Consider the following 25,679-nt stretch of genomic DNA (forward strand, 5'->3'; position numbering starts at 1 on the left):
ACCGAGGTACCACGATGAACACGGCGACGAAGCTGAGCGGCTTCGCCCTCGGGCTCGCGGCGGTGTTCGGCACGGCGTACGGGGTCGGTCACCTGGCCGGCCCCGTCACCCCGGCCGCCGAGACCCGCCACGACGCCACCGACGCCGGCCACGACTCCGCCGGATCCGACCACGGCGACGGGGGCCACGCGGCCACCGCCACCCCCCATCTGCCCGGCGGGCTGCTCGTCTCCGAGCGCGGCTACACGCTCCAGCCGGTGACCGCACCGGCGGGCGAGTTCGCCTTCCGGATCACCGGCCCGGACGGCCGGCCCGTCACCTCCTACGACGTGGCGCACGACAAGCGCATGCACCTGATCGTCGCCCGCCGCGACCTCTCCGGCTTCCGGCACGTCCACCCGGAGCTGGCCGCCGACGGCACCTGGCGGGTCGCCTCGCCGCTCGCCGGGCCCGGCGTCTGGCGGGCGTTCGCCGACTTCACCCCGACCGGCGGCGAGCCGCTCACCCTCGGGGTCGACGTCACCGTCCCCGGCGCGCTGGACTCCCGGCCGCTGCCCGCGCCGGCGACCAGCACCACGGTCGACGGCTATACGGTCACCCTCACCGGCGCGCCCCAGCCCGGCCGGACCAGCCGGCTCACCCTGACCGTCAGCCGCAACGGCCGACCGGTCACCGACCTCCAGCCCTACCTGGGGGCGTACGGGCACCTGGTGGCGCTGCGCCAGGGCGACCTGGCGTACCTGCACGTGCACCCGGAGGGCACGCCCGGCGACGGGCGGACCCCGGCCGGGCCGGCGGTCACCTTCGCCGCCGAGGTGCCCTCGGTCGGCACGTACCGTCTCTACCTGGACTTCCGGCACGGCGACGCGGTGCACACCGCGGAGTTCACCGTGGTGGCCGGGGACCAGACCGCGCCGGCTCCCACCGCGCCGGCTCCCACGACCGCCCCGACCCCGGACGCCGGCCACGGCACCCCGGGGCACGGGCACAATTGACCGGAGGTGCCGCGATGACATCGACCGCGAAGTCCCTGCCGGTCGCGCCGAACCTGATCGAGCTCGCGATCGGCGGCATGACCTGCGCCTCCTGCGCCGCCCGGATCGAGAAGAAGCTCAACCGGATGGACGGCGTCGAGGCCACGGTCAACTACGCCACCGAGAAGGCCACCGTCCGCTACGCCGACGAGGTGGCCCCGGCCGACCTGATCGCCACCGTGGAGAAGACCGGCTACACGGCCGTCGTCCCGCCGCCGCCGAGCCAGGCGGCGACCGAGGCGACCACGGAGCCGGTGGACGAGCTGCGCGGGCTGCGTACCCGGCTGTGGGTGTCGGTCGTGCTGACCGTGCCGGTGATCGTGCTGGCCATGGTGCCGGCCTGGCAGTTCGACTACTGGCAGTGGCTGTCGCTGACCCTGGCCGCCCCGGTGGTGGCGTACGGCGGGCTGCCGTTCCACCGGGCCGCCTGGATCAACCTGCGGCACGGCGCGGCGACCATGGACACCCTGGTCTCGCTCGGCACGCTGGCCGCGTTCGGCTGGTCGCTCTGGGCGCTCTTCCTCGGCGACGCCGGGATGCCCGGGATGACCCACCCGTTCCGCTTCGACATCACCCGCACCGACGGGGCCGGCAACATCTACCTGGAGGCCGCGGCCGGGGTGACGGTGTTCATCCTCGCCGGCCGCTACTTCGAGGCCCGGTCGAAGCGGACCGCCGGCGCCGCCCTCCGCGCCCTGCTGGAGCTGGGCGCCAAGGACGTGGCGGTGCTGCGCGGCGGGCAGGAGACCCGGATTCCGGTGGACCAGCTGGTCGTCGGGGACCGGTTCGTGGTCCGCCCGGGGGAGAAGGTCGCCACCGACGGCCTGGTCGAGGAGGGCACCTCGGCGGTCGACGCCAGCATGCTCACCGGCGAGTCCGTGCCGGTCGAGGTGGGGCCGGGCGACACCGTGGTCGGCGCCACCGTCAACGCCGGCGGCCGGCTCGTCGTCCGGGCCACCCGCGTGGGCGGGGACACCCAGCTCGCCCAGATGGCGAGGCTGGTGGAGCAGGCGCAGACCGGCAAGGCGGCCGTGCAGCGGCTCGCCGACCGGATCTCCGGGGTCTTCGTGCCGATCGTGATCGCCCTGGCCGCCGGCACGTTGGGCTGGTGGCTCGGCAGCGGCGCCGGGACGACGGCCGCGTTCACCGCCGCGGTGGCGGTGCTGATCATCGCCTGCCCGTGCGCCCTGGGCCTCGCCACCCCGACCGCGCTGCTGGTCGGCACCGGGCGGGGCGCCCAGCTCGGCATCCTGATCAAGGGGCCGGAGGTGCTGGAGTCCACCCGCCAGGTCGACACCGTGGTGCTGGACAAGACCGGCACCGTCACCACCGGCAAGATGACCCTGGTCGACGTGCTGCCCGCCGAGGGTACGGACGCCGCCGAGCTGCTCCGGCTGGCCGGCGCGCTGGAGGGCGCCTCCGAGCACCCGATCGCCCGCGCCGTCGCCGACGGCGCCGCCGAGGCGGGACCGCTGCCCGCGGTCACCGGCTTCGCCAACGCCGAGGGCCTCGGCGTGACCGGCACGGTCGACGGCCGCGAGGTGATGGTCGGACGGCTCCGGCTGCTGCGCGAGCGCGGTCTCGACGTACCCGAGGAGGTCGTGCGGGCGGCGACCGGCGCGGAGGCCGCCGGCCGGACGGCGGTCCTGGCCGGCTGGGACGGCCGGGCCCGCGGCGTCCTCGCGGTGGCCGACGCGGTGAAGCCGACCAGCGGGGCGGCCGTCGCCCGGCTGAGCGAGCTGGGGCTGACCCCGGTGCTGCTCACCGGCGACAACGCCACGGTGGCGAAGGCGGTGGCCGCCGAGGTCGGCATCGACGAGGTAATCGCCGAGGTGCTGCCGGCCGACAAGGTGGCCGTGGTCGAGCGGCTCCAGGGCGAGGGGCGGACCGTCGCCATGGTGGGCGACGGGATCAACGACGCCGCCGCGCTGGCCCGGGCCGACCTGGGGCTGGCCATGGGCACCGGCACCGACGTGGCCATCGAGGCGTCCGACCTGACCCTGGTCCGGGGCGACCTGATGGCCGCCGTGGACGCCATCCGGCTCTCCCGGCGGACCCTCGCGATCATCAAGGGCAACCTGTTCTGGGCCTTCGCCTACAACGTGGCCGCCCTGCCGTTGGCCGCCGCCGGCCTGCTCAACCCGATGATCGCCGGTGCCGCGATGGCCTTCTCGTCGGTCTTCGTGGTGGCGAACAGCCTCCGGCTGCGCGGCTTCCGTCCGGTCGGCTGACCGGTCGCGTGCCGCCGGTCCCGGTCTCCCCGGGGCCGGCGGCGCCGTTCGTTCACCCGGGCGGTGTGGTTGAGCGGGTGGCGGCCCGGGTACCTCCACCTGGTCAGGAAACTGCTGAGTGGAGGTTCCCATGGGTATCGACGACAAGATCGACAACGCGACCGAGAACACCGCCGGCAAGGTCAAGGAGGGCGTCGGCCGCGCCACCGACGACGAGCGCCTCGAGGCCGAGGGCCGCAACGACCAGGCCGCCGCCAACATCAAGCAGGCCGGCGAAAAGATCAAGGACGCGTTCAAGAGCTGACCTACTGTCGTACGTGTCGCCGGGCCGGCAGAGCCCTGCCGGCCCGGCGTGCTGCGCGTGGCGGTGATCCCCCGCCGCGCGCCGTCACCGCCGGAGCAGGCCGGGACAACGGCCGCCGAACGCACGGGAGAACGATGTCCGGTACCACCGCGATTCGCACCGCCGCCCTGGTGGCGATGACCGCGCTCGCCGCGGCCTGCCAGCCCACCGGGGAGGAGAGCGCGGCGCCGGCCGGCGAGCCGACCGCCGCGCCCAGCGTCACCGCCGTGCCCACGCCCGCGCCCACGGCCACCGCCGCGCCCTCGCCGGTCACCGCGGCGAACACCGCCGCCGTCTGCGCCGAGATCGACAAGCTGATCATCGCCAAGAGCAAGGAGATCGCCGCCGACTCCGCGGCGGCGACCCGCCGGCAGCTCACCCCCGAGCAGATCAACGACGAGGTCAAGGCCGACCTCGCGGACCTGGCCGACGACGTACGCCGGCAGGCCACCCGGGCCGAGGACCCGGAGATCAAGGCGCTGGTCGGCGACGCCGCCCGGCGGATCGAGGCCGGGGCGAAGTCGTCGACCCCGGTGAAGTGGCTCAGCTCCACGTTCGTCGAGATCCCGCAGCGGCTCACCCGGGAGTGCCGCGCCTGACGGCCGGGGTCGTCCACATCACACTGTCCACAGTCGCGCACTACGGGTCACCGTGGTTGGCGCGGAGTGCGTAGCATGCGAGACGACCTCGACCCCGGAGGAGCTCGGCATGGCCCACCCCGTCGATCCGTCCGGTCTCGGCCGCGTGCTGTCCGAGACCATGTCCGCGCTGGGGCGATTCACGGCCGGCGCCGACGGCGAGGCGCCGCCGCCCCCTGAGGGGGTCGGCGAGGCGGCCGACGGCCTGGTCCGGGTGACCGCCGGTCCGCCCGGGCGGATCACTGGGCTGATCCTCGATCCTCGGGTGATGCGGCTGCCGAGTGAATCCCTGGCCGAGGAGATCAGCGGGGCGGTCAACGCGGCGCTGGCCGACCTCCAGGAGAAGGCGACCGCCGCGGTGTCCGGCGAGGTCGACCTGGGCTCGCTCGGCGAGCAGCTGCGCCGGATCCAGGAGGACGCCGGCCGGCAGCTCACCGCCTTCACCGACGCGCTGGTCGGGGCCCAGGACCGGCTGTCCCGTCAGGGCGGCCGGTGATGGCCATCGAGGTCGACCCGGACGGGCTGGGCGGCTCCGGGCGCGCGCTGGGCGACGTGGCCACCCGGTTCAGCCAGGCCATGACGGCGTTCCAGGCCGAGCTGGCCGCCTTCGGCCGGCCCTGGGGCTCCGACGACATCGGTTCGCTGATCGGCGCCGCTCACGACGAGGTCTCCGCGTTCGCCTTCGAGTGCTTCGACAGCGCGCTGGAGGAGATCGCCGCCGCCGGCACCGACCTCACCGACATGGCCGCCCGGTACGCCGAGATCGAGGCCGCCATCAAACAGGGCTTCGACGGGCTGCGGCAGGCGCTGGGAGGCTGACGGTGGGGCTCGAACTACCCGGCGAGCTGCGCTCGCTGCTCGGCATCCTCGGCTACACCTGGCCGGAGGCCGACGAGGTCAAGCTCTTCGAGATGGGCAACGCCTGGATTCGCTTCTCCGGCACCCTGTCCGGTGTGGTGGCCGAGGCGAACACCGGGGCCGCCACCGTCTGGTCCAGTCACACGGGCCAGGACATCACCGCCTTCCAGTCCTGGTGGAACCGGGAGGACAGCCCCGCCGACAGCCTGCGCGACGGGGTGACCGCCGCGGTGCTCACCGGCACCGGGCTGATCATCTGCGGCGCGATCGTGCTCGCCCTGAAGATCGCCGTGATCGTGCAACTGGTCATCCTGGCCATCGAGATCGCCCAGGCGATCGCCACGGCGGCGGTCACCTTCGGCGCCTCGCTCCTGGAGATCCCGATCTTCCAGCAGTTGGCCCGGACCATCGTCGGCAACCTCGTCCAAGAGGTCATCTGGAAACTCCTCGACGGGTGACGGGCTGATGGCCAAGGGATCGGGGAAGGCCAGCGGCCGCCTGATGCGCGCGGCGCTGAAATACCTGAAGCGCGCCAACAAGCGCAATCGCCCGGGGCGGATGAACGCCCACTTCCGGGACCACGTCTTCGGCGGGCACGTGAAGCCCGGGCACCCGAAGGGCTCGGGTTATCACTACCGGCCGGGCGGCCAGGACTTCCCGGGCCGCCGGCTCAAGCCCGGCACCGTCAACCGGGATCCGCGAACCGGGGCGTACGAGGCGGAACCCGAGTTCTTCGACCCGACGCGGAACCCACCACACGGAGAGTGGAAGCCCAAGGCGGGCAACAACGGTGTCAGCTCCTTCTATCCCGACCACTGGACTCCGGCGGAGGTGGACGCAGCGGTCCCCGGAGCCTTCAACAACGCGGTTCCCGCGGGCGGGAACATGTGGCGTGGCACGTACCGCGGCCTGACCATCGAAGGCTTCTACGATGGCGCCGGTGGGTTCACCCACGGGTGGCCCGTCGTCTGATCTGCGGAAGGAATACCTTGAGCTTCATCACGTTCTCGCTCGATCAGTTCAACCTCCCGGTGTTCCGCGTGGACGACAAGCGCCACGAGACGCTGGGGGCCTGGCTGATCGCGGATGTCTCGCGGCACTTCCTCGTCTGTCTCGACGGCTTGGCGATGATTGACGACGTGTCGAACGGCCGCCCGCCGTTCGAGGAGTGGAGCAGTGAGAACTACGAGGTCTCCTTCGCCTCATCCGGCATCGTGATTCAGAACTCCTGGCTGGAGCACGAGCACGGTGAGTACCCGGTCGACGAGGTGAAGCAGGCGTTGGAGGACTACTGGTCATTCCTGGTGACTCTTCCCGAGCGTCCGCTGGTCCGCGAGTACCGGCCGGACCTGCCGGAGTGGCAGGCGGCGCTGCTGCGCTGGGAGGAGAAGTGGGGCAGGGCCCACCCTTATCGCGGGCGGCTGTTCTGAGCTCTCGGACGGTCGGCAGCCGGCCGAGGAGCGGAGCAGCGAGAGGGGTCAGCGCGTGACCTGGTAGCGGATGTGGGTGACCGTGGGGGCGGCCACCACCTTCGCCGGTTCCAGGGGCACGTCGAGGGGACCGTCGAAGAGTGGCGTGCCGCCGCCCAGGACGATCGGCACCACGTGCAGCCAGAGCGAGTCGAGCAGCCCGGCGGCGAGATACTGCCGCACCGCGCCGGCCCCGCCCGCGACGGCCACGTCGAGGTCGCCCGCCGCCGCCCGGGCTCGCGCCAGCGCGGCCTCGATGCCGTCGGTGACGAAGTGGAACTCCGTACCGCCCCGCATGACCAGCGGCTCGCGTGGGTGGTGGGTCAGCACGAAGACCGGCACCCGGAACGGCGGGTCCTCGCCCCACCAGCCGGTCCAGTCCGGATCCCAGCGGCCCTCGCCGCCGCCGAACATCCGGCGCCCCATCACGTACGCCCCGATGCCCGCGGTCATCTCGTCGACCACCTCGGCGTCGATGTTCCGCTCCCCGCCGGCCAGCCCGTGCTGCTCGCGCCAGCTCTCGGTGGCGAAGAACCACTCGTGCAGGCGCAGGCCGCCCCGACCGAGCGGATCCTGCCGGCTCTGCCCCGGCGCCGCGACGTATCCGTCGAGCGACACCGACAGTTGACTGGTGACCTGTCCCATGTCCGGTGGACCCTTCCGGTCGGCGTAACTCATCGGTCGGTGGCCAGCCGCGCGGCGCGTACCTCCAGGTAGTGCCGTTCGGGCAGGCTGGTGGTGGCCCGGGCGGCGGCCAGGTAGGCGGTCCGGGCGTCGTCGCGGTCGCCGGCCAGTTCGAGGAGGTGGGCGCGGACCGCGGCGAGCCGGTGATGCCCGGCGGTGCGTTCGTCGGCGTCCAGCGGCCCCAGCAGCGCGAGCCCGGCCCGGGGGCCGTCCACCATGGCCACCGCGGCGGCCTGGTTGAGCGTGACCATCGGGTTCGGGGCGAGCCGGGCCAGCACCCGGTAGAGCGCGACGATCTGCCGCCAGTCGGTGTCGGCCGCGGTGGGCGCCTCGGCGTGCACCGCCGCGATGGCGGCCTGCACCTGGTAGGGCCCGGGCGCCGACCAGGTCAGCGCCTCGGTCACCAGGGCGACGCCCTCCTCGATCTCGGCCCGGTCCCAGCGGGTGCGGTCCTGCTCGGTCAGCGGCATCAGCTCACCGCCCGGGCCGGTGCGCGTCGCCCGGTGCGCGTCGGTGAGCAGCATCAGGGCCAGCAGCCCGGCCACCTCGCCGTCGTCGGGGAGCAGCCGGCGCAGCTCCCGGGCCAGCCGGATCGCCTCCCGGGTCAGCTCGGCGCGGTGCAGTTCCGCCCCGCTGGAGGCGGTGTAGCCCTCGTTGAAGACCAGGTAGAGGACGTGCAGCACGGCGTGCAGCCGCGCGTCGCGGTCGGCCGACGAGGGCATGGCGAACCGGGCTCCGGCGGCCTCGATCCGCTGCTTGGCCCGGCGGATCCGCTGGCTCATCGTGGCCTCCGGCACCAGGTAGGCCCGGGCGATCTCGGCGGTGCTCAGCCCGCCCACCGCCCGCAGGGTCAGCGCCACCTGGGCGCTGACCGTGAGCGCCGGGTGGCAGCAGAGGAAGAGCAGCTTCAGCGTGTCGTCCCCGCTCGGCGGCTCCTCGTCGGCGGCCGGGGCGACCGCCGCGTACGCCGGTTCCCGGACCGCCACCGCGACCTCGCGGTCCCGGCGGGCCCGCTCGCTGCGCCACTCGTCGGTGAGGCGGCGGGTCGCCACGGTGACCAGCCACGCGCGGGGATGGTCCGGCACGCCCTGCGCCGGCCACTGGGTGGCGGCGGCGAGCAGTGCCTCCTGGACGGCGTCCTCGCAGGCGTAGAACTGGCCGTGCCGGCGCACGAGCACGCCGAGGACCTGCGGCGCGAGCGTCCGCAGCAGGTCCTCGACCGCCCGCTCGGTCACATCTCCGTCCCGGCCTGCTCCATCACCGGCCGCACCTCCAGCACGCCGAAGCCGTGCCGCACGTCCGGCCAGCTCGCGGCGATCTCGGCGGCCCGTTCCGGGGTCTCGCAGTCGACCGTCAGGTAGCCGGCGAACTGCTCCTTGCTCTCCACGAACGGCCCGTCGGTGATCTCGACGCCCCCGGCGGCGGGCCGGGCGGTGCGGGTCTGCGACGGGTGGGCCAGCGCCTCCCCGCCGACCAGCTCGCCCGACTCGGTCAGCTCCTTCATGATCACGTCGACCTCGCCGAAGATCGCGTTCCGCTCCTCCTCGGACAGCTCCTCCACGAAGCCGGGCCGGTTCCAGATCAGCAGCATGTACTTCACGGTCAACTCCTCGGGTCGGGGCCACCGGCGGTGGCGCCTCTCGCAGACGGGTCGGAGCCGGCTCGTCTGATCCGACATCTTTCCCGAGGAAAATGTCAGCGGCCGCCGCGCAGCGGGCGGCGCGTCGGCGCGCCGGCGTCGAGCGAGGCGCGGTCGGCGGCCGTGGTGCCCGAGGTCCAGCCCTCCGCGTCGCGGACCTGGAGCCGGTGCCGGGTGACGCCGGGGAAGAGCTCGTCGATCCGTTCGCGGACGGCGTCGGAGCGGGCGGCGAGCACCGGGAGCAGCCGGTCGTCGGCCCGTTCCTCGGCCGCCGCCGCGGTGGCCGCCCGGAGCCGCTGCCCGATCCGCAGCGCGAACGCGTTGAGGAAGGACTCGTCGAAGCTCTTGGTCCGTCGGCCGCTGCCCGCGCGGCGCTCGCCCCGGCCGCGCAGCATCGCGGCGGTGGCCTGCACCAGCAACGAGGTGTGCAGCAGTTCGACGGCGACCAGGTCGGCCGGGAAGCCGAGCACGGTGGCGAAGCCCAGGTCGTCGGACCAGATCGACTCGCAGCGGTTGGCCGCCGCCACCTCCTGGATGAGCAGCGCCTTCGCCGCCGCGTACGGGGCGTCGGTGCCGAGCCGCACGCCGCTGGGCCGGTCGGGTCGCTCGGCGGCGGCGTCGAGCAGGGCGGCGTCGATGCTGTGCCGGGCCATCAGCTCCTGAGCCTTGCCGGTGAGCGCCTCCGCCTCGGCGGGGAAGGTGGTCGACTCGGCCTTGGCCAGCAGCGCGCGTACCCGGTCGAGCATCCGTGACCCGGTGGCCGGGGTGGCGGCGCGCGGGGCGGCGGCCGGTCCGCCGGGCGGCGGGCGGAGCACCGCGATGGGCGGGAGCCCCGCCACCAGGGCGAGCGCGTCGACGGCGTCCCGCAGCGCGCTGATCCGGTCGCCCTCGGCGCGCCGGTCCAGCCAGCCCGGGTCGCCGTCCCACCGCGCGCCCAGCTCGGCGAGCTGGTCGTCGAACCAGGACGGGACCGGCTCGGGCATCGCACGCCGCTGCGCGGCCAGCACGTCCCGGAGCAGCCGGGCACCCCGGAGGGTCAGCCGGCGGGTGGCGATCCGCTCCAGGTCGACGGGTTGCCAGCCGCGTGACCAGAGCCGCGCCACGCCGCGGGTCAGCTGGGCGAGCAGCGCCGCGTCCACCGCCGGCGGGTCGCCGACCACGAGTCGGTCCAGGGCCCGCTCGGCCGCGCGTACGTCGGTGCCGCGCGCCGCCGCGAGGGCGTCGGCGAGCACCTGCTCGGCATCGGGCACGGGTGAGCTCCCTCTCTGGCGGCAGGTGGCGGGTCGCGCACCCGGGAACGAACGGTACCGGCGCGGGCCCTGCCGCGACCGGTGAGCGCGCTCACCGTTCATCCGTCTGGGCCCGGCGTCCGTACTCCTGACCGAGCGGGGCGGCGCGACGGACGGAGATCGGCGTGGGCGGGCGGGACCCGGGTCTGCACCGTCGGCGGCGGGCGTCCCGCGCCGGCACCCTGTTCGTGGTGGTGCTGCTGGTCGCGGCCGCCCTCGCCGGGTACGCGGCCCGGCGCCATCCGGACCTGCTGGTCGCGGCCGGCGTGCGGGCGGGCGCACCGGCCGCCGGGCCCGCCCGCCCGGCGGTGGCCACGCCCGTCGCGCCGCCGGTCCCGGCCGCCGGCCGGGTGTCGCCCGGCATCAGCTACCCGGCCCGGGGTACGGGCGGCTTCCGCACCGCCACCGGGGTCGGCGCGGTGGCCGGCCGGGGTGGTGAGCTGCTCCGCTACCGGGTCGCCGTCGAGGAGGGCATCGGCAACGTCGACGTGGAACGCTTCGCCCGGGAGGTGGCGGCGACCCTGGCCGACCCGCGCGGCTGGACCGGCGACGGCCGGTGGCGGCTGCAACGGGTGGGGCGCGACGATCCGGCCGACTTCACCGTGCTGCTGACCACGCCGGTGACCCGGGGCCGGCTCTGCGCCGACACGACCGACCACTACACCTCCTGCCGCAACGGCGACCAGGTGGTGATCAATGTGGCCCGCTGGGTGCACGGCGTGCCGGACTTCCCCGACCTCGGCCTCTACCGGCAGTACCTGCTCAACCACGAGGTGGGGCACCGGCTCGGCCGGGGCCACGAACTCTGCCCCCGGGCCGGCGGCCCGGCGCCGGTGATGGAGCAGCAGACGCTCGGCCTGCACGGCTGCGCCCCGAACGCGTGGCCCCGGGTGGACGGCACGCTGCACAGTGGCCCGTCCGGCCAGTACGACGACCCGATCCCGGCGGAGAACTGACCCGGGGGAGATCGCGGTCAGACGGTCCCCGCACCATCGGCCGCAAATTGCAGATAGTGCCTCTGACCTGGGGTTTTACCCGCCGCCGTGGCTACGGTTGAGGAGCGCCCGACGCAGTGCGTCGCCTGGGACAGTCCACCGTCGCCGGCTGGCCTCAGCGGCAGCGGGACAGCGCCAGGCGTACCAGCTCCGGTGAGCCGGCTGCCGTTCGTCCCGTCTCGTGCCGACGGGTGTACGGCAGCGGTGGCGACGGAAGGGTTAAGGGCTGTGGAAGATGAAAGCAGAGCGAGCCATGAGGATGTTCCTCGATGGCGGCTGCATCCTCGTGGGGCTCGGCGGAATCGTCCATCAGACGACGATCGTGCCGCCCGGTCAGGCCAACGCCGTTCTCCTGGGGACGTACGTGACCATCCTCGGGATTCCCGCGGGGGTTGGGCTCCTGTCGCTGCGGCGCAATGGCGTCAGCGATACGACCGATTCGCCGTCACCATCTCACTGGCCGGACTCACGGCCGCCACCATCGCCATCGCCGCCGCCCTGCGGAAGGGGGGAGTGACATGACGGCCCAGCAGTGGCACCTGGGATCCCGTACCACGCGGGTCATGATCGTGTCGTTCCTCTTCGCCTTGGTCGCGACCATCTCGTCCATGGTGTACGCGAACGCGGTCGCCCGGCACTCGGTGCAGAACCTGTGTGATCTGGTGGTGACGCTCGACGACACCTACCGCGCCACGCCGCCGCAGACCCCCACGGGCCGTCAGCTCGCCCACCAGATGAGCGATCTGCGCAGCCGGCTCGACTGCCCGTCGTCGGGCTCCGCGCGAGCCTGAGGCGAGAACCACTCCCGGCAAGGGCCGTTCCGCACCTGTGGCGGCGGTGCGGAACGGCCCGAGGGCTGAGATGTCAGCTCTGCGACGCCGGAGCGTGGACGTCGCAGCGGTCACCCCGCTCGGCCCGCGCCACCGTGCGGCCGGCGCAGAGCCGCAGGCTCGGCAGGAAGCCACCCCGCAGGTAGTCGGCACGGCCCTGGAAGGTGGTCCTGCCGCGGCCGCAGAGGCTATTGACGGTGCGCCACTCGATGCCGTCCGCCGGACCGTTGTAGGCGATCTGGACGACGGCGCACCGGCCGCGGTGGTTGACCGCGAGGGTCCCGTCGACCGCGACGGGCGGGACCGGGCGTTCGGGGATGCTCATCATGAGCCGGTAGCTGCCGTAGGCGGTGGCGCTGCCGGCGGCCAGTCGGAACGTGTCGTCCGCGGCGGCGGCGGGCGGGGCCGCCACGACCAGGGCGATGCCGGTGCCCGCCAGGGCACCGAGGGTCCGGGAGAAAATGCGCTTCATCAACTACTCCTGATGGTGCCACCGGCTTTGTGGTGGCGGTGGAAAAGCATCGCCGGTGGGTGTGCCGGCGGCTGTCGGAACGATTTCCCGGCGCAATTCGCCGGGGGCAGGCGAAATTACGGAAGGAAATGACGCAGCGGCGTCAGCGCACGAAGAGGGTGTAGCTGGGGGCGAAGCCGGTCCGGCAGCGGAACGACACCCAGACCCGGCGCGCGACGCCCTCGGCGCCGACCTGCCGGCACTCGGCCTGGGCGTCGGGCGCCTGGTCGAAGGCGGCGGTGTAGACCTGCTTCTCCGTCGGGTATGCCGTGGTGCGGGGCCGGTAGGTGACGATCAGGTCGTCGCCCGCGAAGCCCGACCGCACGGAGAACGCCTCCCAAGTGCCGGCGGTCCGGCCAGCCTCGCCGATGACCGCGGCGCGGCCGAAGCCGTACGTGCCCAGCAGCGCGGTGGTGGGCTCCGGGGTCGCGGCGTGGGCGGTGGACGGGGCCAGGACGGCCCCGGCGATGCCGGCCAGCAGGACGGATCGGGTGAGCTTACGCATCTGTTCAGGTCCTTTGCGAATAGTCGCGGGGATCTCCCGCGGTCTTTCGGGACAACCGGCGGGAGGGTCTTCTCCCGGGCGGTTCGAAAAGGACCCTACGGCCCGTCCACTGCGGACGGTGTAAAGCAGCTCACATTAGGTGGAGAACAATTTGTTAAGCAATTCGTGAACGGTCAACGGGGGAACGAGGCCCAGATGTTCTTGGTCTCCTCGGTGGCGTACCAGCCGACCGCGAGCGAGACCGACTGGGCCAGCATCAGCCCGCGCCCGCCCGAGTCGAGCGGGTGGATGTCGTCCAGCCCGGGGACCGTGCTCAGGTCGTGGTCCGCCACGCCGAGCAGGAAGTAGTCGTCGGCCGCGAGCAGGGTGACGATGGTCGGCGGCTGGCCGTGCCGCAGCGCGTTTGTCGCCAGTTCGGTGGCGACGAGCACCACCAGGTGGGGCACCTCGTCGAGGTCCTCGCCCTGGACCAGGCCGTGCCGGGTCAGCGCGTCGCGCAGCAGGGCCCGCAGCTCGCGCAGTTCCTCGGCCGTGGCGAGCACCCACTGCTCCAGCTCGGCGGCCCGCGGCGGTGGCGGCGACGTGCGCAGCTGTCCCATGATCTGCCTCTACCCTGCGTAGCCGTCCGCTATGCCGATCCGGACCGGCTCCCGCCCCCGGGGCGGGAGCCGGTCCGGCCGGTCAGCGGCGGAGCAGGGCGAAGACGCCCCAGCCCAGATACTCCCGCTGGTAGCGGACGTGCCGCAGCGGGTCCTCGGTCAGTTCCCGGCGCAGCTCCCCGGCCAGCTCGTCGTCGGGGTTCGCGTCCAGCCAGCGGCGCAGGTTGAGCCAGTGCGCGGCGGCGTACCGGTCCCAGCTGTCCTGGTCGGCGAGGACCATCTCGACCAGGTCCCAGCCGCACTCACCGAAGAGCCCGACCAGGCCCGGCAGGTCCTGGAACTCCTCCCGCGAGCGGGCGTGGCAGCCGGCCACGGTCTCCTCGTCGGGCGGGTCGAGCCGCCAGTACGGCTCACCGACCAGGACCATCCCCCCGGGGCGCAGGCCGCGCTCCAGGATGTCCAGGGTGCCGGGGACGCCCCCGCCGATCCAGGTTGCCCCGACGCAGGCGGCCAGGTCGTAGCGCTGCTCCGGTACGTGGGTCGCGGCGTCGCCGTGCACGAACCGGACCCGGTCGGCGACGCCCAGTTCGGCGGCGCGCGCCCGGGCGGCGGCGGTGAAGGCGCTGCTCAGGTCGACCCCGGTGCCGGTCACGCCGTGGTCCCGGGCCCAGGTGCAGAGCAGCTCGCCCTTGCCGCTGCACAGGTCGAGGATCGACGCGCCGGGTCGGAGCTTGATCGCCCGGCCCAGGGTGGCGAGCTTGGCGTCGTCGAACGGGTTGAGGATCCGGAGGTCGCCCTCGCGGATGGTGAAGCTACGTGGCAGATCCAATGCGGTCATTCCAGAACAAGGGTGCGGATGTCGGAACGAGACGGTGGAGGCTCGGCACGGGCACCAGAACACCCTCTTCAGGCAGTCGGAGTGACATTGGCGGCGAGGCTAGCCACCGGCCCGCCGGCCGCCAACCGAATTACCCGGCGGGTTGGTCAACCGGGCAGGCGTACGCGGTCCGGCCAGCCAGTTGCCAGCTCCGTACCGGGCTGCCGCAGCGGCGGCAGCGCTCCCGCTTGTACACCCACCGCTCGTCCGGCGCGGCCGGGTCGCTGACCACCCGGCCCAGGTCCCGCCCGAGCGCGAGGTGAACGACGGCGAGCCGCCACAGCCGCTCCGCCGCCGGTGCGCCGATCGACCGGGTGTCCGGGTCCAGCCCGGCCAGGAAGAGCAGTTCGGCCCGCCAGGCGTTGCCGATGCCGGCCCAGACCGCCTGGTCGAGCAGCGCGGCGCCCATCGGCGCCCCGGTCGCGATCAGCCGGCGGACCGCCTCGGCCGGGTCGGCGTCGGCGCGCAGTGGGTCCGGTCCGAGCGACGCCCGCAGCGCGCGCTCCGCGTCCGTCGGCAGCGGCTCGCAGCGGATCGGCGCGATGAGGTCGTACGCCACCGTCGGGCCGGCCAGCCGCAGCCGGGTGCCGGGGCGCGGCGGCACCGTCGGGTCGTCGTAGCGCAGGAACAGTCCGCGCAGGCCGAGGTGCACGTGCAGGACGGGCGCGTCGGGGAAGTGGTAGAGCAGGTGCTTGCCGTCCGCCTCGACGGCCCGCAGTGGGCGGCCCGCGTAGGGGGCCGGGTCGAAGCGGCCCTGCGGGCTGGAGAGCGTGATGTCGGCTCCGGCGAGCGCGTCGTGCTGCTCCCGCGCGTACCGGTGGATGAGGTGGCCCTCGGGCATGGTCGGCGCGTACCCGACGTAGCGGGGGCGGAAACGACCGTGGGCCGGCCACACCGCCGCCGTCCGCGAGGTGTCGGGCGCCCGGATATCTGCTGTGGTCTATGTCACGTTAACGTGCCGGCATGCCGGCCGTCCCGCCGGCGCTCCGACGGGAGAACGCCATGAAGACACCGTGGAAAGCCGCCACCATCCTCGCCGCGGCCCTCCTCCTGGTCCTGCCCGGCGGCGTCGCCGCCCGGGCCGCCGGCACGCCCTACACCAGGACCCCGGTCGCCGGCTCGCTGCGCACCTACCCGATCTCCGCCGTGTACGTCGCCGGGGTCTCCTCCGGGGGTTACCTGGCCACCCAGCTCCAGGTCGCGTACTCGGCGCGGATCCGGGGCGCCGCGATCTTCGCGGCCGGGCCCTACTACTGCGCCCAGAACAACGTCTCCCAGGCCCTCTACGGCTGCGGCGACAACCTCTACCCCACCCACGTGGCCACGCTGGAGAGCTACACCCGCACCTGGGCGTCCTACGGCTGGGTGGACGGCACCGGCAACCTCGCCGGCCAACCGGTGTACGTCTACCACGGCAACAACGACAGCACCGTGAAGAAGTCGGTCACCGACGACCTGGTCCGCTACTACCAGGACTTCGGGGCGAGCGTCCGCTACGACTCCGGCGGCGCGGCCGGCCACTCGTGGGTCACCCCGTACGGCACGGTTGGCTGCACGGCCACCGCCTCGCCGTTCCTCGCCGACTGCGGCACGGACCCGCAGGGCGCCCTCCTCGGCAAGCTGTTCGGCTCGGTCTCTCCGCCGAACACCGGCCCGCTGGGCGGCACCCTGATCCGGTTCGGTCAGGACACCTTCGCCACCAACGGCTGGGCCAACGGGCTCAGCATGGACGCCAACGGCTTCGCGTACGTGCCGAGCTCTTGCGCCGCCGGCACCACCTGCCGGCTGCTGGTCGCCCTGCACGGCTGCGCTCAGGGGTACGCGAAGGTCGGCACGGCCTTCGTCGACCGGGCCAACCTCAACCAGTACGCCGACACCAATCGACTCATCGTGCTCTATCCGCAGGCGGTCGCCAGCGGGGTGAACCCGAACGGCTGCTGGGACTGGTGGGGCTACCTCGGCGCTTCGAACTATCCGATCAAAGGTGGCGCCCAGGTCGAGACGATCATGAACATGGTCCGCCGCCTCGACGGCTGAGCCGGCAATCCGGCCCGTACCGGCAGATGCGGGCCGGTCGGCTGCTGAGATACCGTCACCACGTGATGGTCGAGGAGCACTGGTGGAACGGGGTCAGCGCCCCGCGTGGGCGCCGTGACGTCTACATCCGCACGGACGGGCACCGGTGGGAAGTGCAGGCTCAGATCGGCGGCGCCGCCGGCCGGTCGAAGATCCAGGAGTGCCCGAGCCGGGGCTCGGCGAGCATCCTGGCCGGTGCGTGGCGCGGCAGCGGCACGGGCTGGCGCGAGGTGCGGCGCTGACCCTGGTGCCGCGGTCAGTCCCGCGGCCCGTTCACCGCGCGGTCGACCAGCGACTCGGCGACCTCCCGTAGCTTCCGGTTGGAGTCCTGCGACACCCGCGCCAGGATGGCGAACGCCTCCTCCGCCGAGCACCTGTGCCGGGGTGTACCCATCGACCGCCGGAGCGGCGGCCGACGGCGGGCCCGGCCGCGACGTGCCACACTTGCCGGGTGGGCCACCATTTGGTGGCAATGCGCTGAGCGCCGTCGAGGCAGGCCGCCCACCGCCACGTTCCGCCTCTGGACCGACGTTGCCGTCAGACCCGCCGCCGTCCGGACCGGCCCTGCGCGTCGCCGTCCTCGCCGACCTGCCCAACGCCGGTACGGCCTGCGCCGAGGGGCGCCGCTTCGTCGGCGAACAGCTGTGGCGGTGGGAGGTGGGGCTCCAGGTCGCGGACACCACGGAGTTGGTGGCCAGCGAACTGATCGCGAACGCGGTGCGGCACGGCCGGCCGCCGCTGCGCCTGGCACTCCGGCTGCACCGCGAACGGGTACGCCTCGAGGTGACCGACTCGAGTCCGCGCCCGCCGTTGCTAACCCGGCCGCGCCTGACCGCGATCGGTGGTCGGGGCCTGTGGCTGGTCGACACGCTGAGCGTCGAATGGGGTTCCTACCCGGAACCGCCCGGCAAGGTGGTGTGGTGCGAGGTGCCGGTCGCCGAGCCGCTGCTGCCGATGGCGTGACCCGCGCCGGGTGCCCTCGCGTGGCCGTCCGCCCGTGGCCGGACGACGGCCGGGACGACCTCCAACTCCCTCAGTGCATCGGTGATGCCGAGGACGCGGCGGACGATCGCCGACGGGTTCCGCACCGTCAACCGCCCACCCCGGTCGGCCAGCAGTCGCCGGGCCCGTAGCAGGGCGCTGATGCCGTGGGCGCAGAAGAAGGTGACCTCCGACAGGTCCACCTCCACCGCGACCGGCGGCGGGCGGACGAGGGACTCCACGAGTTCGACGAGCAGATGGGCGTTGCTCATGTCGATCTCACCGGCGACGCTGATCCGGGTGACGGCTCCCGACGCGGTGCAGGCCAGCCACAGGACGGCCTCGTCCGGGCACGAAGATCCGGCCGCGATGGGGACGCGGTGGTGACCGCATGGTGGGAGGTTCTCTGACATGGCGCTCCGGTGGTGACACTCAGTGTTCGCTCCTGGCGGGTGTGCCGCGAGCGGGCGGAGGGCGCATGTCTTGACCCGGCAGCGACACTACGCCGACCAGCCGGACAACGCACAGCCCTGCCGGAGCGGAGGCTGGGGACCCGGCGATCAGCCGCGCGGCGACCTGACCTGCCGCACTTCACCGACCGGGCGGAGCCCCGGTCGCCAGGGCGTGCCGCCGCCGGTCGACCGCCAGCATCACGACCAGCACCAGCACCACTGCGCTGAGCTGCACGCCGGCGTTCAGGCGCGTACCGACCGGGATGGTGGCGAGCACGGCCGCGCCGGTGACCAGCCGGCTGAGCACCGCAGCGGCGTGCAGCGAGCGGCGCAGGGCCACGATCCCGGCCAGGTACAGCGCCACGCCGCCGGCCAGCGCCAGCGCCGAGCCCCGGTCGGCCGGCTGCCCCGGGTGGGCCACCGCGGCGTGGATGCCGGCCGCGGCCACCACGATGCCCAGCAGCAGCGGAACGTGGGCGAAGCCCAGCCGGAGGGCCAGCCGGGCGCGCTCCGTGCCGGTCGCCGTCAACCGCACCTCCTCCGCCGGCGTGTCGGTGAAGTACGTCCACCACAGGGCGGCCGGCAGCGCCAGCGCCAGGGCGATGACGGCCACCAAGCCGACCGCGAGGTGGTCGGTGTCCACGCCCATCCCGATGGCCACCACGGATTCGCCCAGCGCGATGATCACCAGGAGCCCGTGCCGCTCGACGAAGTGTCCCGGCTGGAGCCGGAACGCGGGCAGCACGCGCACCCAGGAGAACCGGGGCACCAGGTACGGGACGACCGACTGGAGCGCGAGCGCGGCGAGCCAGCACGCGTACCGGGCGACGCCGTCGACGGAGCCGCCCACGACCACCAGCAGGGCCGACCCCAGGTTGTACCCGGCGAGCCGGGCCAGTGCCGGACCGATGCCGGCCCGGGTGAACAGCAGCAGGTGGACGGTGATCACCAGGAGGTAACCGACGCCGAAGAGCAGCCCGGTGCCGTCGAAGGCGTCCGGCACCGCGACCGCGGCGAGCAGGAAGCCGACCATCCCCACGAAAAGCAGCAACTTCTGCGCGGGCACCCGGGGCGGCACGTGGTTGGCCAGCCACACGTAGCCGTCGAACATCCACCACAGAATGCCGAAGAGCAGCAGCACGCGGCCCAGCCCGTCCGGCGACAGATCCTCCTCCAGCACCCGGGTGAGCTGGGTCAACGTGAAGACGAACACGAGGTCGAAGAAGACCTCGACGGCGGTCACCCGATCGGCCGGCGCCGGATTGCCGGTCCCCGGACGCGCGGGTCTCATGAGGACCGAGCGTAGACCTCGGCTCCGGGCTCGGGACCGTTCTCCGGCCGTCGCGACTCGTCGGCGCGCGACACCGCCCAGAGCACCACCGTGCCGAGCAGCGCGGCGGCCGGGGCGATCGCCAGTCCGTACCTGAGGTCGGTCGACACCAGCGGGCCGGCGAGCGCGGAGCCGGCGGCGCTGCCCACCACGAACGCCGTGCTCACCCAGGCGAACGCCTCGGCCACCGTGCCGGGCTCGGCGAGCCGCTCGGCGGTGAGGAAGATGGCGGTCAGCACCGGCGGCAGCGCCAACCCGCTGACCACGAGCAGGCCGGCCATCGGGGCCGGACCGGGGGCGAGCAGCAACGGCAGGTAGCCGACCGTGAGCCCGGCGGCCAGCAGCGGCAGCCGCCCGGGCCCGCCCGGCCGGGCCCGGGTGTAGAGCAGGCCCCCGGCCAGCGCGCCGGCCGCCTGCGCCGCGAGCAGCCACCCGCTGAGCCGCCGGTCGCCGGCCGTCTCGGCGTAGCCGGTCACCGCCACCGCGATGCTGCCGACCGCCGCGCCGACGCCGACCACGCCGGCCATCAACACGGTGAACCGGGGCACGCGCAGCGGGCCCGCCCAGTGCCGGGCCGCCGGCACGCCGCGCCAGGCGCGGACGGCGGGGCTGAGCGCGTACGCCGCGGTGCCGGCGAGCTGCAACACCCCGGCGGCGACCAGGCCGGCGGGCGGGCCGGCCAGGGTCACCGCGAGAAGAGTGACCAGTGGGCCCACCACGAAGATCACCTCCTGCACGGCGATGTCCAGCGTGTAGGCCGTGGGCACGGTGGTGGGCGGGAGCAGGGCGGGCCAGAGGGTACGCAGGCACGCCTCCAGCGGCGGCGTGCCCAGTCCGGCCACGGCCGCGCCGACCACGGCGCCGGTGAGGTGCCCGCCGGTCAGCGCCACCGCTCCGAACCCGAGGCCGGAGAGGATCGCGGCGCCCCACAGCACGGGCGGCTGCCGCCAGCGGTCAACGGCCCGGGCGAGCAGCGGCGTGCCCACCGCCATCCCGGCGGTGTACGCGGCGACCAGCAGCCCGGCGGCGGCCAGGCTCAGCGACTGGCGGGCGAAGAGGAGCAGGGCCAGCGGCCCGCTAGCGGTGGGCAGCCGGCCGACCTGGCTGCTGAGGAGGACCCGGAGGACCTGGGGTGCGCGCAGCACCGCCCGGATCCCGGAACCGTGGACGGACATGAGGCATCGCTCCCGGTGCGACGTGACGGGGAAAGGAGGCGTCCGGTGCCGGGGCGCCTCAGGGAGCGAAGTCGGCCCGCTCGTGGTCGTTGCCGTAGAGCGGCAGGGCAGGGGTGAGCCACTGGGCGTACGCGGCCGCCGCGGCCTCCACCGGGGTCACCCGCCGACGGTAACCCATCGACGGTCCGGACAGAAAGTTCGGATTGGAGCTTTTGTGCTGTTCTGCCCCGGATAGGCTCGGGCCTGCCGTGCCGAGCCGCTGATCCGGGAGACAGCCATGTCGCACCACCTTGACACCCCGCTCGCCGCCCAGAGCGGCCAGCTCTACCTCAACGACCTCTTCGTCTTCGACGGCGAGCGCGGGACCGTGCTGGTGATGGACGTCAACAGCTCGGTGACCCGGGCCGACATCAAGCCCGGCTTCCACCACGAGGCGCGGTACGAGTTCAAGGTCCACGTCAACGGCAGCGAGATGGAGGAGCTGACCTACCGGGTGGCCTTCGGCGAACTCGACGGTCAGGGCCGGCAGGAGCTCACCGTGCACGCCCTCACCGGCGCCGAGGCCCGCGACGACGGCGCCACCGGGACGATGGTCGCCCAGGGGCGCACGGGTGAGGAGGTGGCCGGCGGCAGCCTCCGGGTCTGGGCCGGGCGGATCACCGACCCCTTCTACATCGACCTGGATCAGCTCGCCACCGTCAACGACGCCTTCAAGAACGGCGCCCGGCTGGACCGCTCCGCCTGGCGGCCCGAGAACGCGAAGAACAGCTTCGCCGGCACCACCGTCGACTCGATCGTGCTCGAGGTATCCCGGGACGAGCCGATGTTCGGCGACGGCGCCCGGATCGGCGTCTGGGCGGCCACCAAACTGGCCACCGACGCCGGGGGATGGCGGCAGATCAACCGCGCCGGCCACCCGATGATGTGGCCGATCTTCTGGCCCACCGACACCGACTTCTCCAACCCCGCCAACACCCGTCACCCCTGTGAGGACCTGCGGGCCGACGGCGAGGAGATCGCCTCGACGGTCGCCCGGGTGGTGGCGGCCAACGGCACCGCGCCGGACCCGGGGGCGTACGGCTGGAGCGTGGCCCGCGAGGTCTACCCGGACCTGCTGTCCTACCAGGTCGGCACCCCGGCGAACTACGGCTTCGCCGCCCGCAACGGGCGCACCATGGCCGACAACGTGCCCGAGGTGATGTTCTCCCTGGTGCTCAACACCGGGATGACCTCCGGCCTCACCGCCGACGTCACCAAGGACGCCCGCGCCACCTCCTTCCCGTACGTGGTCCCCGCCGGACGCTGACCCGGTGAGGGAATTCCGTCTGTAGGAAATCTTCGGCCCGACTGTTGACGTGGATGGTTTTCATCACAACAATCGCCATCTATATCGACGTCCATCGTTGTAGATCAACGATCGGGAAGGAGGTATCCATGGCGGCCATACGAGGCGAAGTGTCGTGGTTCTGCTGCGGCACCGCCTGGGGACCGTGCGGCACCGCCGGGGGCGGCGCCTGCGGCACCTGCAGGTCGGGCAACTACCAGCACGCCTGGCCGAACACCTCGGACGCGTGCTGGGCCATCACCCATCCGGACACCTGCGGCCTCAGCATGAGCCGGCGGGGCTGCGGCTTCCGGCACTACACCACCAACCTCTGCAACGGCGCCCGGGTCGGCACCACCATCGCCGACTGCGGCCCGCAGACGGACCTGTTCTGCGGCGAGCGCACCTGCTGCGGCTCGGCCTGCGGCAGCAACCGGATCATCGACCTGACGCCCGCGGCGTTCAGTGCGATCGGCAGTCTCTCCGTGGGGCTGCGGCCCTGCTCGGTCGACACCGTCTGAACGGGAGGGTTCCGCCATGCCCCAGACCCTGGACCGCCGCCGCCTCCTCGCCACCGCCGCGCTCGGCGGCGTGGTGGGCGCCACCGGACTCGGCTCGCTCGCCCCCGATGCGGCCTTCGCCGCCGAGCCGGCGACCGTCGAACCCGGCGCCCCCGACCCGAACTTCGTCGAGGGCCGGATCAGCAAGATCTCCGGCCACCTGCTGCTGGTCACCGGCTCCGACACCGTGCTGCACTCGATCCGGATCACCGACGGCACGAGCATCTGGAAACTGCACCCGACCACCTTCGACCAGGTCGCCATCGGCGACGGGCTCTACGCCCGCGGCGTCCGCCTGCCCGACGGCACGCTCGCCGCCGACTCGGTCTGGGTCAACATCGTCAACCTGCACGCGCACATCGCCGCCGTCGGCCGCAACCTGCTGCACCTCGACCACAAGGGCCAGCGCATCGTCGCCCACGTCGTGCCCGGCCGGTCCGCCGCGGTCTACAACGGCACCCCGGCCATCAGCGACCTGTCCCTGCTCCGGGTCGGCCGGCACGTCCAGGTGCTCGGCGCCTGGCACCCCGACACCAACGAGATCGACATCGCCATCGTCTACGCCGCCGCCTGACCGGGTCACGCCCGGGCGGCGCGCCACCCGTGCCGCCCGGGCGTCACCCGTCGGCCCCACCCGAGGGGAGAACCCATGATCGACCTGATCGCGGCGCTGCAACCGCTGGTCGTCGGCGCGGTGCTGATCTGGTCCGCCCGCGTCAAACTTCTCCATCGGCACGCCGCGGCGGCCGCCCGGCGCTCCGGGCTCGTCCCCCTGCTCGGGGAACACCGCGCGCTGCCCGCGTACCGGCTGCTCGGGGGCGTCGAGCTGGCCCTCGGCGCGCTCCTCGTGCTGCCGCCCGCCCTGCGGCTGGAGACCGCCGCCGCGACCGCCCTGGCCGTCGGCTTCCTCGGCTACCTAGCGTACGCCCGCCGGGCCGTACCCACCTCCTCGTGCGGCTGCCTGAGCAGCCGCCCGACCCCGGTCTCCGGTCGCAGCCTCGGCCGGGCCGGGCTGCTGGTGGCGGCGGCCGGGCTGGCCACCCTGGTGCCCGGCGCCTGGCCCACCGCGCTCGCCGACGACCCGCTCGCCGGCGGCGCCGCGCTGCTGGCCGAGGCGGCGGCCCTGGTGGTGCTCTCGCCCGAACTGGACGCCGCCTGGCTGCTCCCGCTGCGCCGGCTGCGTGCCCGGCTGACCAACCCGCTGCGCGGCGGGACCGGGCTGCCGCTGCTCGCCACCGTGCAGCAGGTCCAGCTCAGCGACTCCTACCGGCGGGTGGCGCCGCTGCTCCGCTCCGACGTCCGCGAGCACTGGGACGACGGCGAGTGGCGCTTCGTCGGCCATGCCGCCCGCTACCAGGGCCGGCCCGCCACCGCGGTCTTCGCGGTTCCGCTGGTCGACGCCGAACCCGAAGCGGTACGGGTCGCCGTCGTCGACGACGCCACCGGGCAGACCCTGCTGGCCCTGGCCGGGGCCGGGCAACCCGCCGGCCCACGGCTCGACGTGGTGCCCGCGTAGGGACCGGCGGGACCACCAGGCTCCGGCTCCGGTGGTCCCGCCACGCCGCGCCGCGCACGAAGGTCTCCTCGGCGGGTCGGGCGGATGGTTGTGGAGGATTGACATCATCGATGCGTGACGTGGAATGATGTGATTCGTCAGCGAGGTGCTCCACCGGGCGGCGAAGCGGCGCATCCGACCCATCCCGTGGCGGCCGCTCACGCCGACAACCGCACGAACCTGCTCGTCGCGGAGTACAACGCGATTCGAGGCGTCATGGCGCAGAAATCCTCGGCGTCGCACGCTCTCGTCGGCGCCTACCTGACCGTGGTGGGGGTGATCCTGGGGTTCGTGGTCGCAAACCGGGCCGACCCCCGCCTGCTGCTCGCGGTGCCGGTGCTGGCGGCGATCTCCGGGATCACCATCCTCCGGCGCCGGCGGGACCGGGATGCGGCGAACAGCTACATCCGCGACGTGCTCCGGCCGGTCGCCGTGGAGTGCGCCGGCGACGATCGGGTCTTCCGGTGGGACGACTTCTACGCGCAGCAGAAGGGCTCCCGGTCCATGCTGTACGAATTCGGGCTGCAACTGGTCTTCCCACTGTCGGGGTTCGTCTGCCTGTTCGTGACCCTTCCGCTCCTCTCCTCGGTCGGGGAGTGGCTGGCCTGGCTCACCGGGCTGGGCTTCCTCGTCGCGTTGATCTCCGCGTACGTCCACCAGAACCGGACCCACCTCGCCCGGACGGTGTCCGGGGCCCGCGCCCTGGCTCTGGATGTCGCACGGAGGCTGCGCGGTCGGGGCAGGAGCGGCCGTCTCTCCTGACCGGCAACCGATCGGGCCGCCCACGCCGAGGCGTGGACGGCCCGATCGTGGCGCGAGCGTCAGGCCAGCGGCTTGCCGCCGGTGACGCCGAGCACCTCGCCGGTGATGTAGCTGGATTCCTGCGAGGCGAAGAAGACGTAGGCCGGGGCGAGTTCGGCCGGCTGGCCGGCCCGACCCAGCGGGACGTCCTTGCCGAACGACTCGACCTTCTCCTCCGGCATGGTGGCCGGGATCAGCGGGGTCCAGACCGGTCCGGGCGCGACGGCGTTGACCCGGATGCCCTTCTCGGCCAGGCCCTCGCCGAGGCCCTTCGTGAAGGCCACGATGCCGGCCTTGGTGGTGGCGTCGTCGAGCAGGTCGGGGAGGGCTGGTAGCCCTGGATCGACGCGGTGTTGATGATCGTGGAGCCGGGCCGCATGTGCGGCACGGCGGCCCGGGAGAGCCAGAACATCGCGTACAGGTTGGTCTTGAGGACCCGGTCGAACTGCTCGGTGGTGATGTCGGTGATGCCGCCCGGCTGCGACATCTGGTACGCCGCGTTGTTGACCAGGATGTCCAGGCCACCCAGCTCGCTGACCACGCGGGAGATGATTTCGCCGCAGTGCGCCTCGTCGCGGATGTCGCCCGGGACGGTCACCGCCCTGCGGCCGGCCTTCTCGACCAGCTGCGCGGTCTGCCGCGCGTCGTCCTCCTCCTCCGGCAGGTACGCGATGAGCACGTCGGCGCCCTCCCGCGCGAAGGCGATCGCCACCGCCCGGCCGATGCCGGAGTCACCCCCGGTGATCACCGCCCGCTTCCCGGTCAGCCGGCCGCTGCCCTGGTAGCTCTCCTCGCCGTGGTCCGGCTCGTCGGGCATCTCGCGGGTCCTGCCAGGCGCCGACTGCTGGCCGCCGGCCTGCTCGTCCGGTCCCCGGTACTGCTCCCGGGGATCCTGCTGCTCGTACTGGTCGCCGCTCAACGTC

32 protein-coding genes and 1 pseudogene are annotated in these 25,679 nt (G+C 73.4%); 19 read left to right on the plus strand and 14 right to left on the minus strand.

What is annotated here, in order from left to right; translation table 11 throughout:
- Positions 1-14 precede the first annotated feature (14 nt).
- The 9 genes from AC0OLQ_RS03900 (at position 15) to AC0OLQ_RS03940 (ending at position 6,534) form a co-directional block, all read left to right on the plus strand.
- Positions 15-995 (plus strand): hypothetical protein, encoded by a 981-nt coding sequence (locus tag AC0OLQ_RS03900; protein WP_484530219.1) that lies wholly within the window; start codon positions 15-17, stop codon positions 993-995.
- Between the two features lie 14 nt (positions 996-1,009).
- Positions 1,010-3,265 carry a heavy metal translocating P-type ATPase gene (locus tag AC0OLQ_RS03905; RefSeq protein ID WP_484530220.1) on the plus strand — a complete coding sequence of 752 codons (2,256 nt, stop codon included), beginning with the start codon at positions 1,010-1,012 and terminating at the stop codon, positions 3,263-3,265.
- A gap of 130 nt (positions 3,266-3,395) precedes the next feature.
- Positions 3,396-3,569 carry a CsbD family protein gene (locus tag AC0OLQ_RS03910; RefSeq protein ID WP_357332813.1) on the plus strand — a complete coding sequence of 58 codons (174 nt, stop codon included), beginning with the start codon at positions 3,396-3,398 and terminating at the stop codon, positions 3,567-3,569.
- Between the two features lie 134 nt (positions 3,570-3,703).
- Entirely contained in the window at positions 3,704-4,207 is a 504-nt protein-coding gene (locus AC0OLQ_RS03915; RefSeq protein WP_484530221.1) for a hypothetical protein, read from the plus strand.
- Positions 4,208-4,316: 109 nt separating this feature from the next.
- A complete protein-coding gene (locus tag AC0OLQ_RS03920; RefSeq protein WP_484530222.1) occupies positions 4,317-4,742 on the plus strand; it encodes a YbaB/EbfC family nucleoid-associated protein in 426 nt (141 codons plus the stop codon).
- Entirely contained in the window at positions 4,742-5,065 is a 324-nt protein-coding gene (locus AC0OLQ_RS03925; RefSeq protein ID WP_484530223.1) for a hypothetical protein, read from the plus strand. The genes AC0OLQ_RS03920 and AC0OLQ_RS03925 overlap by 1 nt, the downstream gene beginning before the upstream one ends.
- A gap of 2 nt (positions 5,066-5,067) precedes the next feature.
- The gene (locus AC0OLQ_RS03930) at positions 5,068-5,562 is read left to right on the plus strand and encodes a WXG100-like domain-containing protein (RefSeq protein ID WP_357332817.1); all 495 of its coding nucleotides are present in this window, start codon (positions 5,068-5,070) and stop codon (positions 5,560-5,562) included.
- A gap of 43 nt (positions 5,563-5,605) precedes the next feature.
- The gene (locus AC0OLQ_RS03935) at positions 5,606-6,076 is read left to right on the plus strand and encodes an EndoU domain-containing protein (protein ID WP_484530224.1); all 471 of its coding nucleotides are present in this window, start codon (positions 5,606-5,608) and stop codon (positions 6,074-6,076) included.
- Between the two features lie 17 nt (positions 6,077-6,093).
- A complete protein-coding gene (locus tag AC0OLQ_RS03940) occupies positions 6,094-6,534 on the plus strand; it encodes a hypothetical protein (RefSeq protein WP_357332819.1) in 441 nt (146 codons plus the stop codon).
- A gap of 48 nt (positions 6,535-6,582) precedes the next feature.
- On the opposite strand, the gene AC0OLQ_RS03945 is transcribed toward AC0OLQ_RS03940, so the two are convergent.
- The 4 genes from AC0OLQ_RS03945 to AC0OLQ_RS03960 all read right to left on the minus strand — a co-directional run bounded on the left by AC0OLQ_RS03945 (position 6,583) and on the right by AC0OLQ_RS03960 (position 10,146).
- The gene (locus AC0OLQ_RS03945; protein WP_484530225.1) at positions 6,583-7,218 is read right to left on the minus strand and encodes a dihydrofolate reductase family protein; all 636 of its coding nucleotides are present in this window, start codon (positions 7,216-7,218) and stop codon (positions 6,583-6,585) included.
- Positions 7,219-7,247: 29 nt separating this feature from the next.
- Entirely contained in the window at positions 7,248-8,492 is a 1,245-nt protein-coding gene (locus AC0OLQ_RS03950; RefSeq protein ID WP_484530226.1) for an RNA polymerase sigma factor, read from the minus strand.
- Entirely contained in the window at positions 8,489-8,848 is a 360-nt protein-coding gene (locus tag AC0OLQ_RS03955; RefSeq protein ID WP_357332894.1) for a YciI family protein, read from the minus strand. The genes AC0OLQ_RS03950 and AC0OLQ_RS03955 overlap by 4 nt, the downstream gene beginning before the upstream one ends.
- 104 nt (positions 8,849-8,952) lie before the next feature.
- Positions 8,953-10,146, minus strand: a complete 1,194-nt coding sequence (locus tag AC0OLQ_RS03960; protein ID WP_484530227.1) for a DUF2786 domain-containing protein — start codon at positions 10,144-10,146, stop codon at positions 8,953-8,955.
- A gap of 164 nt (positions 10,147-10,310) precedes the next feature.
- Between AC0OLQ_RS03960 and AC0OLQ_RS03965 the strand changes: the two genes are divergently transcribed.
- Positions 10,311-11,141, plus strand: a complete 831-nt coding sequence (locus tag AC0OLQ_RS03965; protein WP_484530228.1) for a DUF3152 domain-containing protein — start codon at positions 10,311-10,313, stop codon at positions 11,139-11,141.
- A 557-nt stretch (positions 11,142-11,698) separates the two neighbouring features.
- Positions 11,699-11,971 (plus strand): hypothetical protein, encoded by a 273-nt coding sequence (locus AC0OLQ_RS03970; protein WP_484530229.1) that lies wholly within the window; start codon positions 11,699-11,701, stop codon positions 11,969-11,971.
- A 73-nt stretch (positions 11,972-12,044) separates the two neighbouring features.
- Here AC0OLQ_RS03970 and AC0OLQ_RS03975 read toward each other — a convergent pair whose 3' ends face one another.
- From AC0OLQ_RS03975 to AC0OLQ_RS03995, 5 genes are all read right to left on the minus strand, one after another.
- Positions 12,045-12,482 carry a hypothetical protein gene (locus tag AC0OLQ_RS03975; RefSeq protein WP_484530230.1) on the minus strand — a complete coding sequence of 146 codons (438 nt, stop codon included), beginning with the start codon at positions 12,480-12,482 and terminating at the stop codon, positions 12,045-12,047.
- A 142-nt stretch (positions 12,483-12,624) separates the two neighbouring features.
- Positions 12,625-13,026, minus strand: a complete 402-nt coding sequence (locus tag AC0OLQ_RS03980; RefSeq protein ID WP_484530231.1) for a hypothetical protein — start codon at positions 13,024-13,026, stop codon at positions 12,625-12,627.
- A gap of 173 nt (positions 13,027-13,199) precedes the next feature.
- Positions 13,200-13,625 carry an ATP-binding protein gene (locus tag AC0OLQ_RS03985; protein WP_484530232.1) on the minus strand — a complete coding sequence of 142 codons (426 nt, stop codon included), beginning with the start codon at positions 13,623-13,625 and terminating at the stop codon, positions 13,200-13,202.
- Between the two features lie 82 nt (positions 13,626-13,707).
- Positions 13,708-14,463, minus strand: coding sequence for an SAM-dependent methyltransferase (locus tag AC0OLQ_RS03990; RefSeq protein WP_357332829.1), 756 nt, complete (start codon positions 14,461-14,463; stop codon positions 13,708-13,710).
- 130 nt (positions 14,464-14,593) lie between these two features.
- Positions 14,594-15,343 carry a DNA-formamidopyrimidine glycosylase family protein gene (locus tag AC0OLQ_RS03995; RefSeq protein WP_484530233.1) on the minus strand — a complete coding sequence of 250 codons (750 nt, stop codon included), beginning with the start codon at positions 15,341-15,343 and terminating at the stop codon, positions 14,594-14,596.
- A gap of 161 nt (positions 15,344-15,504) precedes the next feature.
- On the opposite strand from AC0OLQ_RS03995, the gene AC0OLQ_RS04000 reads away from it, so the two are divergent.
- Both AC0OLQ_RS04000 and AC0OLQ_RS04005 read left to right on the plus strand, forming a co-directional pair.
- Complete coding sequence (locus AC0OLQ_RS04000; RefSeq protein ID WP_484530234.1) at positions 15,505-16,539, plus strand: extracellular catalytic domain type 2 short-chain-length polyhydroxyalkanoate depolymerase; 1,035 nt, start codon at positions 15,505-15,507, stop codon at positions 16,537-16,539.
- Between the two features lie 65 nt (positions 16,540-16,604).
- Entirely contained in the window at positions 16,605-16,820 is a 216-nt protein-coding gene (locus AC0OLQ_RS04005; protein ID WP_357332895.1) for a hypothetical protein, read from the plus strand.
- A gap of 14 nt (positions 16,821-16,834) precedes the next feature.
- On the opposite strand, the gene AC0OLQ_RS04010 is transcribed toward AC0OLQ_RS04005, so the two are convergent.
- On the minus strand, positions 16,835-16,972 hold the full coding sequence (locus tag AC0OLQ_RS04010; protein ID WP_484530235.1) for an ANTAR domain-containing protein: 138 nt from the start codon (positions 16,970-16,972) through the stop codon (positions 16,835-16,837).
- Between the two features lie 137 nt (positions 16,973-17,109).
- Between AC0OLQ_RS04010 and AC0OLQ_RS04015 the strand changes: the two genes are divergently transcribed.
- Complete coding sequence (locus tag AC0OLQ_RS04015; protein ID WP_357332832.1) at positions 17,110-17,541, plus strand: ATP-binding protein; 432 nt, start codon at positions 17,110-17,112, stop codon at positions 17,539-17,541.
- On the opposite strand, the gene AC0OLQ_RS04020 is transcribed toward AC0OLQ_RS04015, so the two are convergent.
- The 3 genes from AC0OLQ_RS04020 to AC0OLQ_RS04030 all read right to left on the minus strand — a co-directional run bounded on the left by AC0OLQ_RS04020 (position 17,469) and on the right by AC0OLQ_RS04030 (position 20,516).
- A complete protein-coding gene (locus AC0OLQ_RS04020; RefSeq protein ID WP_484530236.1) occupies positions 17,469-17,972 on the minus strand; it encodes an STAS domain-containing protein in 504 nt (167 codons plus the stop codon). The two genes, AC0OLQ_RS04015 and AC0OLQ_RS04020, sit on opposite strands and share 73 nt — an antisense overlap.
- Positions 17,973-18,150: 178 nt before the next feature.
- On the minus strand, positions 18,151-19,302 hold the full coding sequence (locus AC0OLQ_RS04025) for a low temperature requirement protein A (protein WP_484530237.1): 1,152 nt from the start codon (positions 19,300-19,302) through the stop codon (positions 18,151-18,153).
- Complete coding sequence (locus AC0OLQ_RS04030) at positions 19,299-20,516, minus strand: MFS transporter (protein WP_484530238.1); 1,218 nt, start codon at positions 20,514-20,516, stop codon at positions 19,299-19,301. The genes AC0OLQ_RS04025 and AC0OLQ_RS04030 overlap by 4 nt, the downstream gene beginning before the upstream one ends.
- Positions 20,517-20,793: 277 nt before the next feature.
- On the opposite strand from AC0OLQ_RS04030, the gene AC0OLQ_RS04035 reads away from it, so the two are divergent.
- From AC0OLQ_RS04035 to AC0OLQ_RS04055, 5 genes are all read left to right on the plus strand, one after another.
- Positions 20,794-21,822, plus strand: coding sequence for a DUF4331 family protein (locus tag AC0OLQ_RS04035; RefSeq protein WP_484530239.1), 1,029 nt, complete (start codon positions 20,794-20,796; stop codon positions 21,820-21,822).
- 128 nt (positions 21,823-21,950) lie between these two features.
- Entirely contained in the window at positions 21,951-22,361 is a 411-nt protein-coding gene (locus AC0OLQ_RS04040) for an RlpA-like double-psi beta-barrel domain-containing protein (RefSeq protein WP_357332837.1), read from the plus strand.
- A 16-nt stretch (positions 22,362-22,377) separates the two neighbouring features.
- Positions 22,378-22,974 carry a cell wall protein gene (locus AC0OLQ_RS04045; protein WP_484530240.1) on the plus strand — a complete coding sequence of 199 codons (597 nt, stop codon included), beginning with the start codon at positions 22,378-22,380 and terminating at the stop codon, positions 22,972-22,974.
- A 75-nt stretch (positions 22,975-23,049) separates the two neighbouring features.
- Positions 23,050-23,916 (plus strand): MauE/DoxX family redox-associated membrane protein, encoded by an 867-nt coding sequence (locus tag AC0OLQ_RS04050; RefSeq protein ID WP_484530241.1) that lies wholly within the window; start codon positions 23,050-23,052, stop codon positions 23,914-23,916.
- Between the two features lie 186 nt (positions 23,917-24,102).
- On the plus strand, positions 24,103-24,717 hold the full coding sequence (locus AC0OLQ_RS04055) for a hypothetical protein (protein WP_484530242.1): 615 nt from the start codon (positions 24,103-24,105) through the stop codon (positions 24,715-24,717).
- A 59-nt stretch (positions 24,718-24,776) separates the two neighbouring features.
- Here the strand turns inward: AC0OLQ_RS04055 and AC0OLQ_RS04060 are convergent.
- Positions 24,777-25,675 (minus strand): annotated as a pseudogene (locus AC0OLQ_RS04060) (SDR family oxidoreductase).
- Positions 25,676-25,679: the final 4 nt, after the last annotated feature.

It is taken from the genome of Micromonospora sp. Utrum1 (assembly GCF_057197805.1).

Bases quoted from the DNA above. Each gene is read 5' to 3' on its own strand.
- AC0OLQ_RS03945 (WP_484530225.1), bottom strand. From the start codon at position 7,218: ATGGGACAGGTCACCAGTCAACTGTCGGTGTCGCTCGACGGATACGTC.
- AC0OLQ_RS03920 (WP_484530222.1), top strand. From the start codon at position 4,317: ATGGCCCACCCCGTCGATCCGTCCGGTCTCGGCCGCGTGCTGTCCGAG.
- AC0OLQ_RS04050 (WP_484530241.1), top strand. From the start codon at position 23,050: ATGATCGACCTGATCGCGGCGCTGCAACCGCTGGTCGTCGGCGCGGTG.
- AC0OLQ_RS03955 (WP_357332894.1), bottom strand. From the start codon at position 8,848: ATGCTGCTGATCTGGAACCGGCCCGGCTTCGTGGAGGAGCTGTCCGAG.
- AC0OLQ_RS04045 (WP_484530240.1), top strand. From the start codon at position 22,378: ATGCCCCAGACCCTGGACCGCCGCCGCCTCCTCGCCACCGCCGCGCTC.
- AC0OLQ_RS03900 (WP_484530219.1), top strand. From the start codon at position 15: ATGAACACGGCGACGAAGCTGAGCGGCTTCGCCCTCGGGCTCGCGGCG.
- AC0OLQ_RS03910 (WP_357332813.1), top strand. From the start codon at position 3,396: ATGGGTATCGACGACAAGATCGACAACGCGACCGAGAACACCGCCGGC.
- AC0OLQ_RS03935 (WP_484530224.1), top strand. From the start codon at position 5,606: ATGCGCGCGGCGCTGAAATACCTGAAGCGCGCCAACAAGCGCAATCGC.
- AC0OLQ_RS03995 (WP_484530233.1), bottom strand. From the start codon at position 15,343: ATGCCCGAGGGCCACCTCATCCACCGGTACGCGCGGGAGCAGCACGAC.
- AC0OLQ_RS03975 (WP_484530230.1), bottom strand. From the start codon at position 12,482: ATGAAGCGCATTTTCTCCCGGACCCTCGGTGCCCTGGCGGGCACCGGC.
- AC0OLQ_RS04040 (WP_357332837.1), top strand. From the start codon at position 21,951: ATGGCGGCCATACGAGGCGAAGTGTCGTGGTTCTGCTGCGGCACCGCC.
- AC0OLQ_RS04010 (WP_484530235.1), bottom strand. From the start codon at position 16,972: ATGGGTACACCCCGGCACAGGTGCTCGGCGGAGGAGGCGTTCGCCATC.
- AC0OLQ_RS04030 (WP_484530238.1), bottom strand. From the start codon at position 20,516: ATGTCCGTCCACGGTTCCGGGATCCGGGCGGTGCTGCGCGCACCCCAG.
- AC0OLQ_RS04020 (WP_484530236.1), bottom strand. From the start codon at position 17,972: ATGTCAGAGAACCTCCCACCATGCGGTCACCACCGCGTCCCCATCGCG.
- AC0OLQ_RS03990 (WP_357332829.1), bottom strand. From the start codon at position 14,463: ATGACCGCATTGGATCTGCCACGTAGCTTCACCATCCGCGAGGGCGAC.
- AC0OLQ_RS03980 (WP_484530231.1), bottom strand. From the start codon at position 13,026: ATGCGTAAGCTCACCCGATCCGTCCTGCTGGCCGGCATCGCCGGGGCC.
- AC0OLQ_RS03985 (WP_484530232.1), bottom strand. From the start codon at position 13,625: ATGGGACAGCTGCGCACGTCGCCGCCACCGCCGCGGGCCGCCGAGCTG.
- AC0OLQ_RS04025 (WP_484530237.1), bottom strand. From the start codon at position 19,302: ATGAGACCCGCGCGTCCGGGGACCGGCAATCCGGCGCCGGCCGATCGG.
- AC0OLQ_RS04005 (WP_357332895.1), top strand. From the start codon at position 16,605: ATGGTCGAGGAGCACTGGTGGAACGGGGTCAGCGCCCCGCGTGGGCGC.
- AC0OLQ_RS03970 (WP_484530229.1), top strand. From the start codon at position 11,699: ATGACGGCCCAGCAGTGGCACCTGGGATCCCGTACCACGCGGGTCATG.
- AC0OLQ_RS04035 (WP_484530239.1), top strand. From the start codon at position 20,794: ATGTCGCACCACCTTGACACCCCGCTCGCCGCCCAGAGCGGCCAGCTC.
- AC0OLQ_RS04000 (WP_484530234.1), top strand. From the start codon at position 15,505: ATGAAGACACCGTGGAAAGCCGCCACCATCCTCGCCGCGGCCCTCCTC.
- AC0OLQ_RS03925 (WP_484530223.1), top strand. From the start codon at position 4,742: ATGGCCATCGAGGTCGACCCGGACGGGCTGGGCGGCTCCGGGCGCGCG.
- AC0OLQ_RS03905 (WP_484530220.1), top strand. From the start codon at position 1,010: ATGACATCGACCGCGAAGTCCCTGCCGGTCGCGCCGAACCTGATCGAG.
- AC0OLQ_RS03915 (WP_484530221.1), top strand. From the start codon at position 3,704: ATGTCCGGTACCACCGCGATTCGCACCGCCGCCCTGGTGGCGATGACC.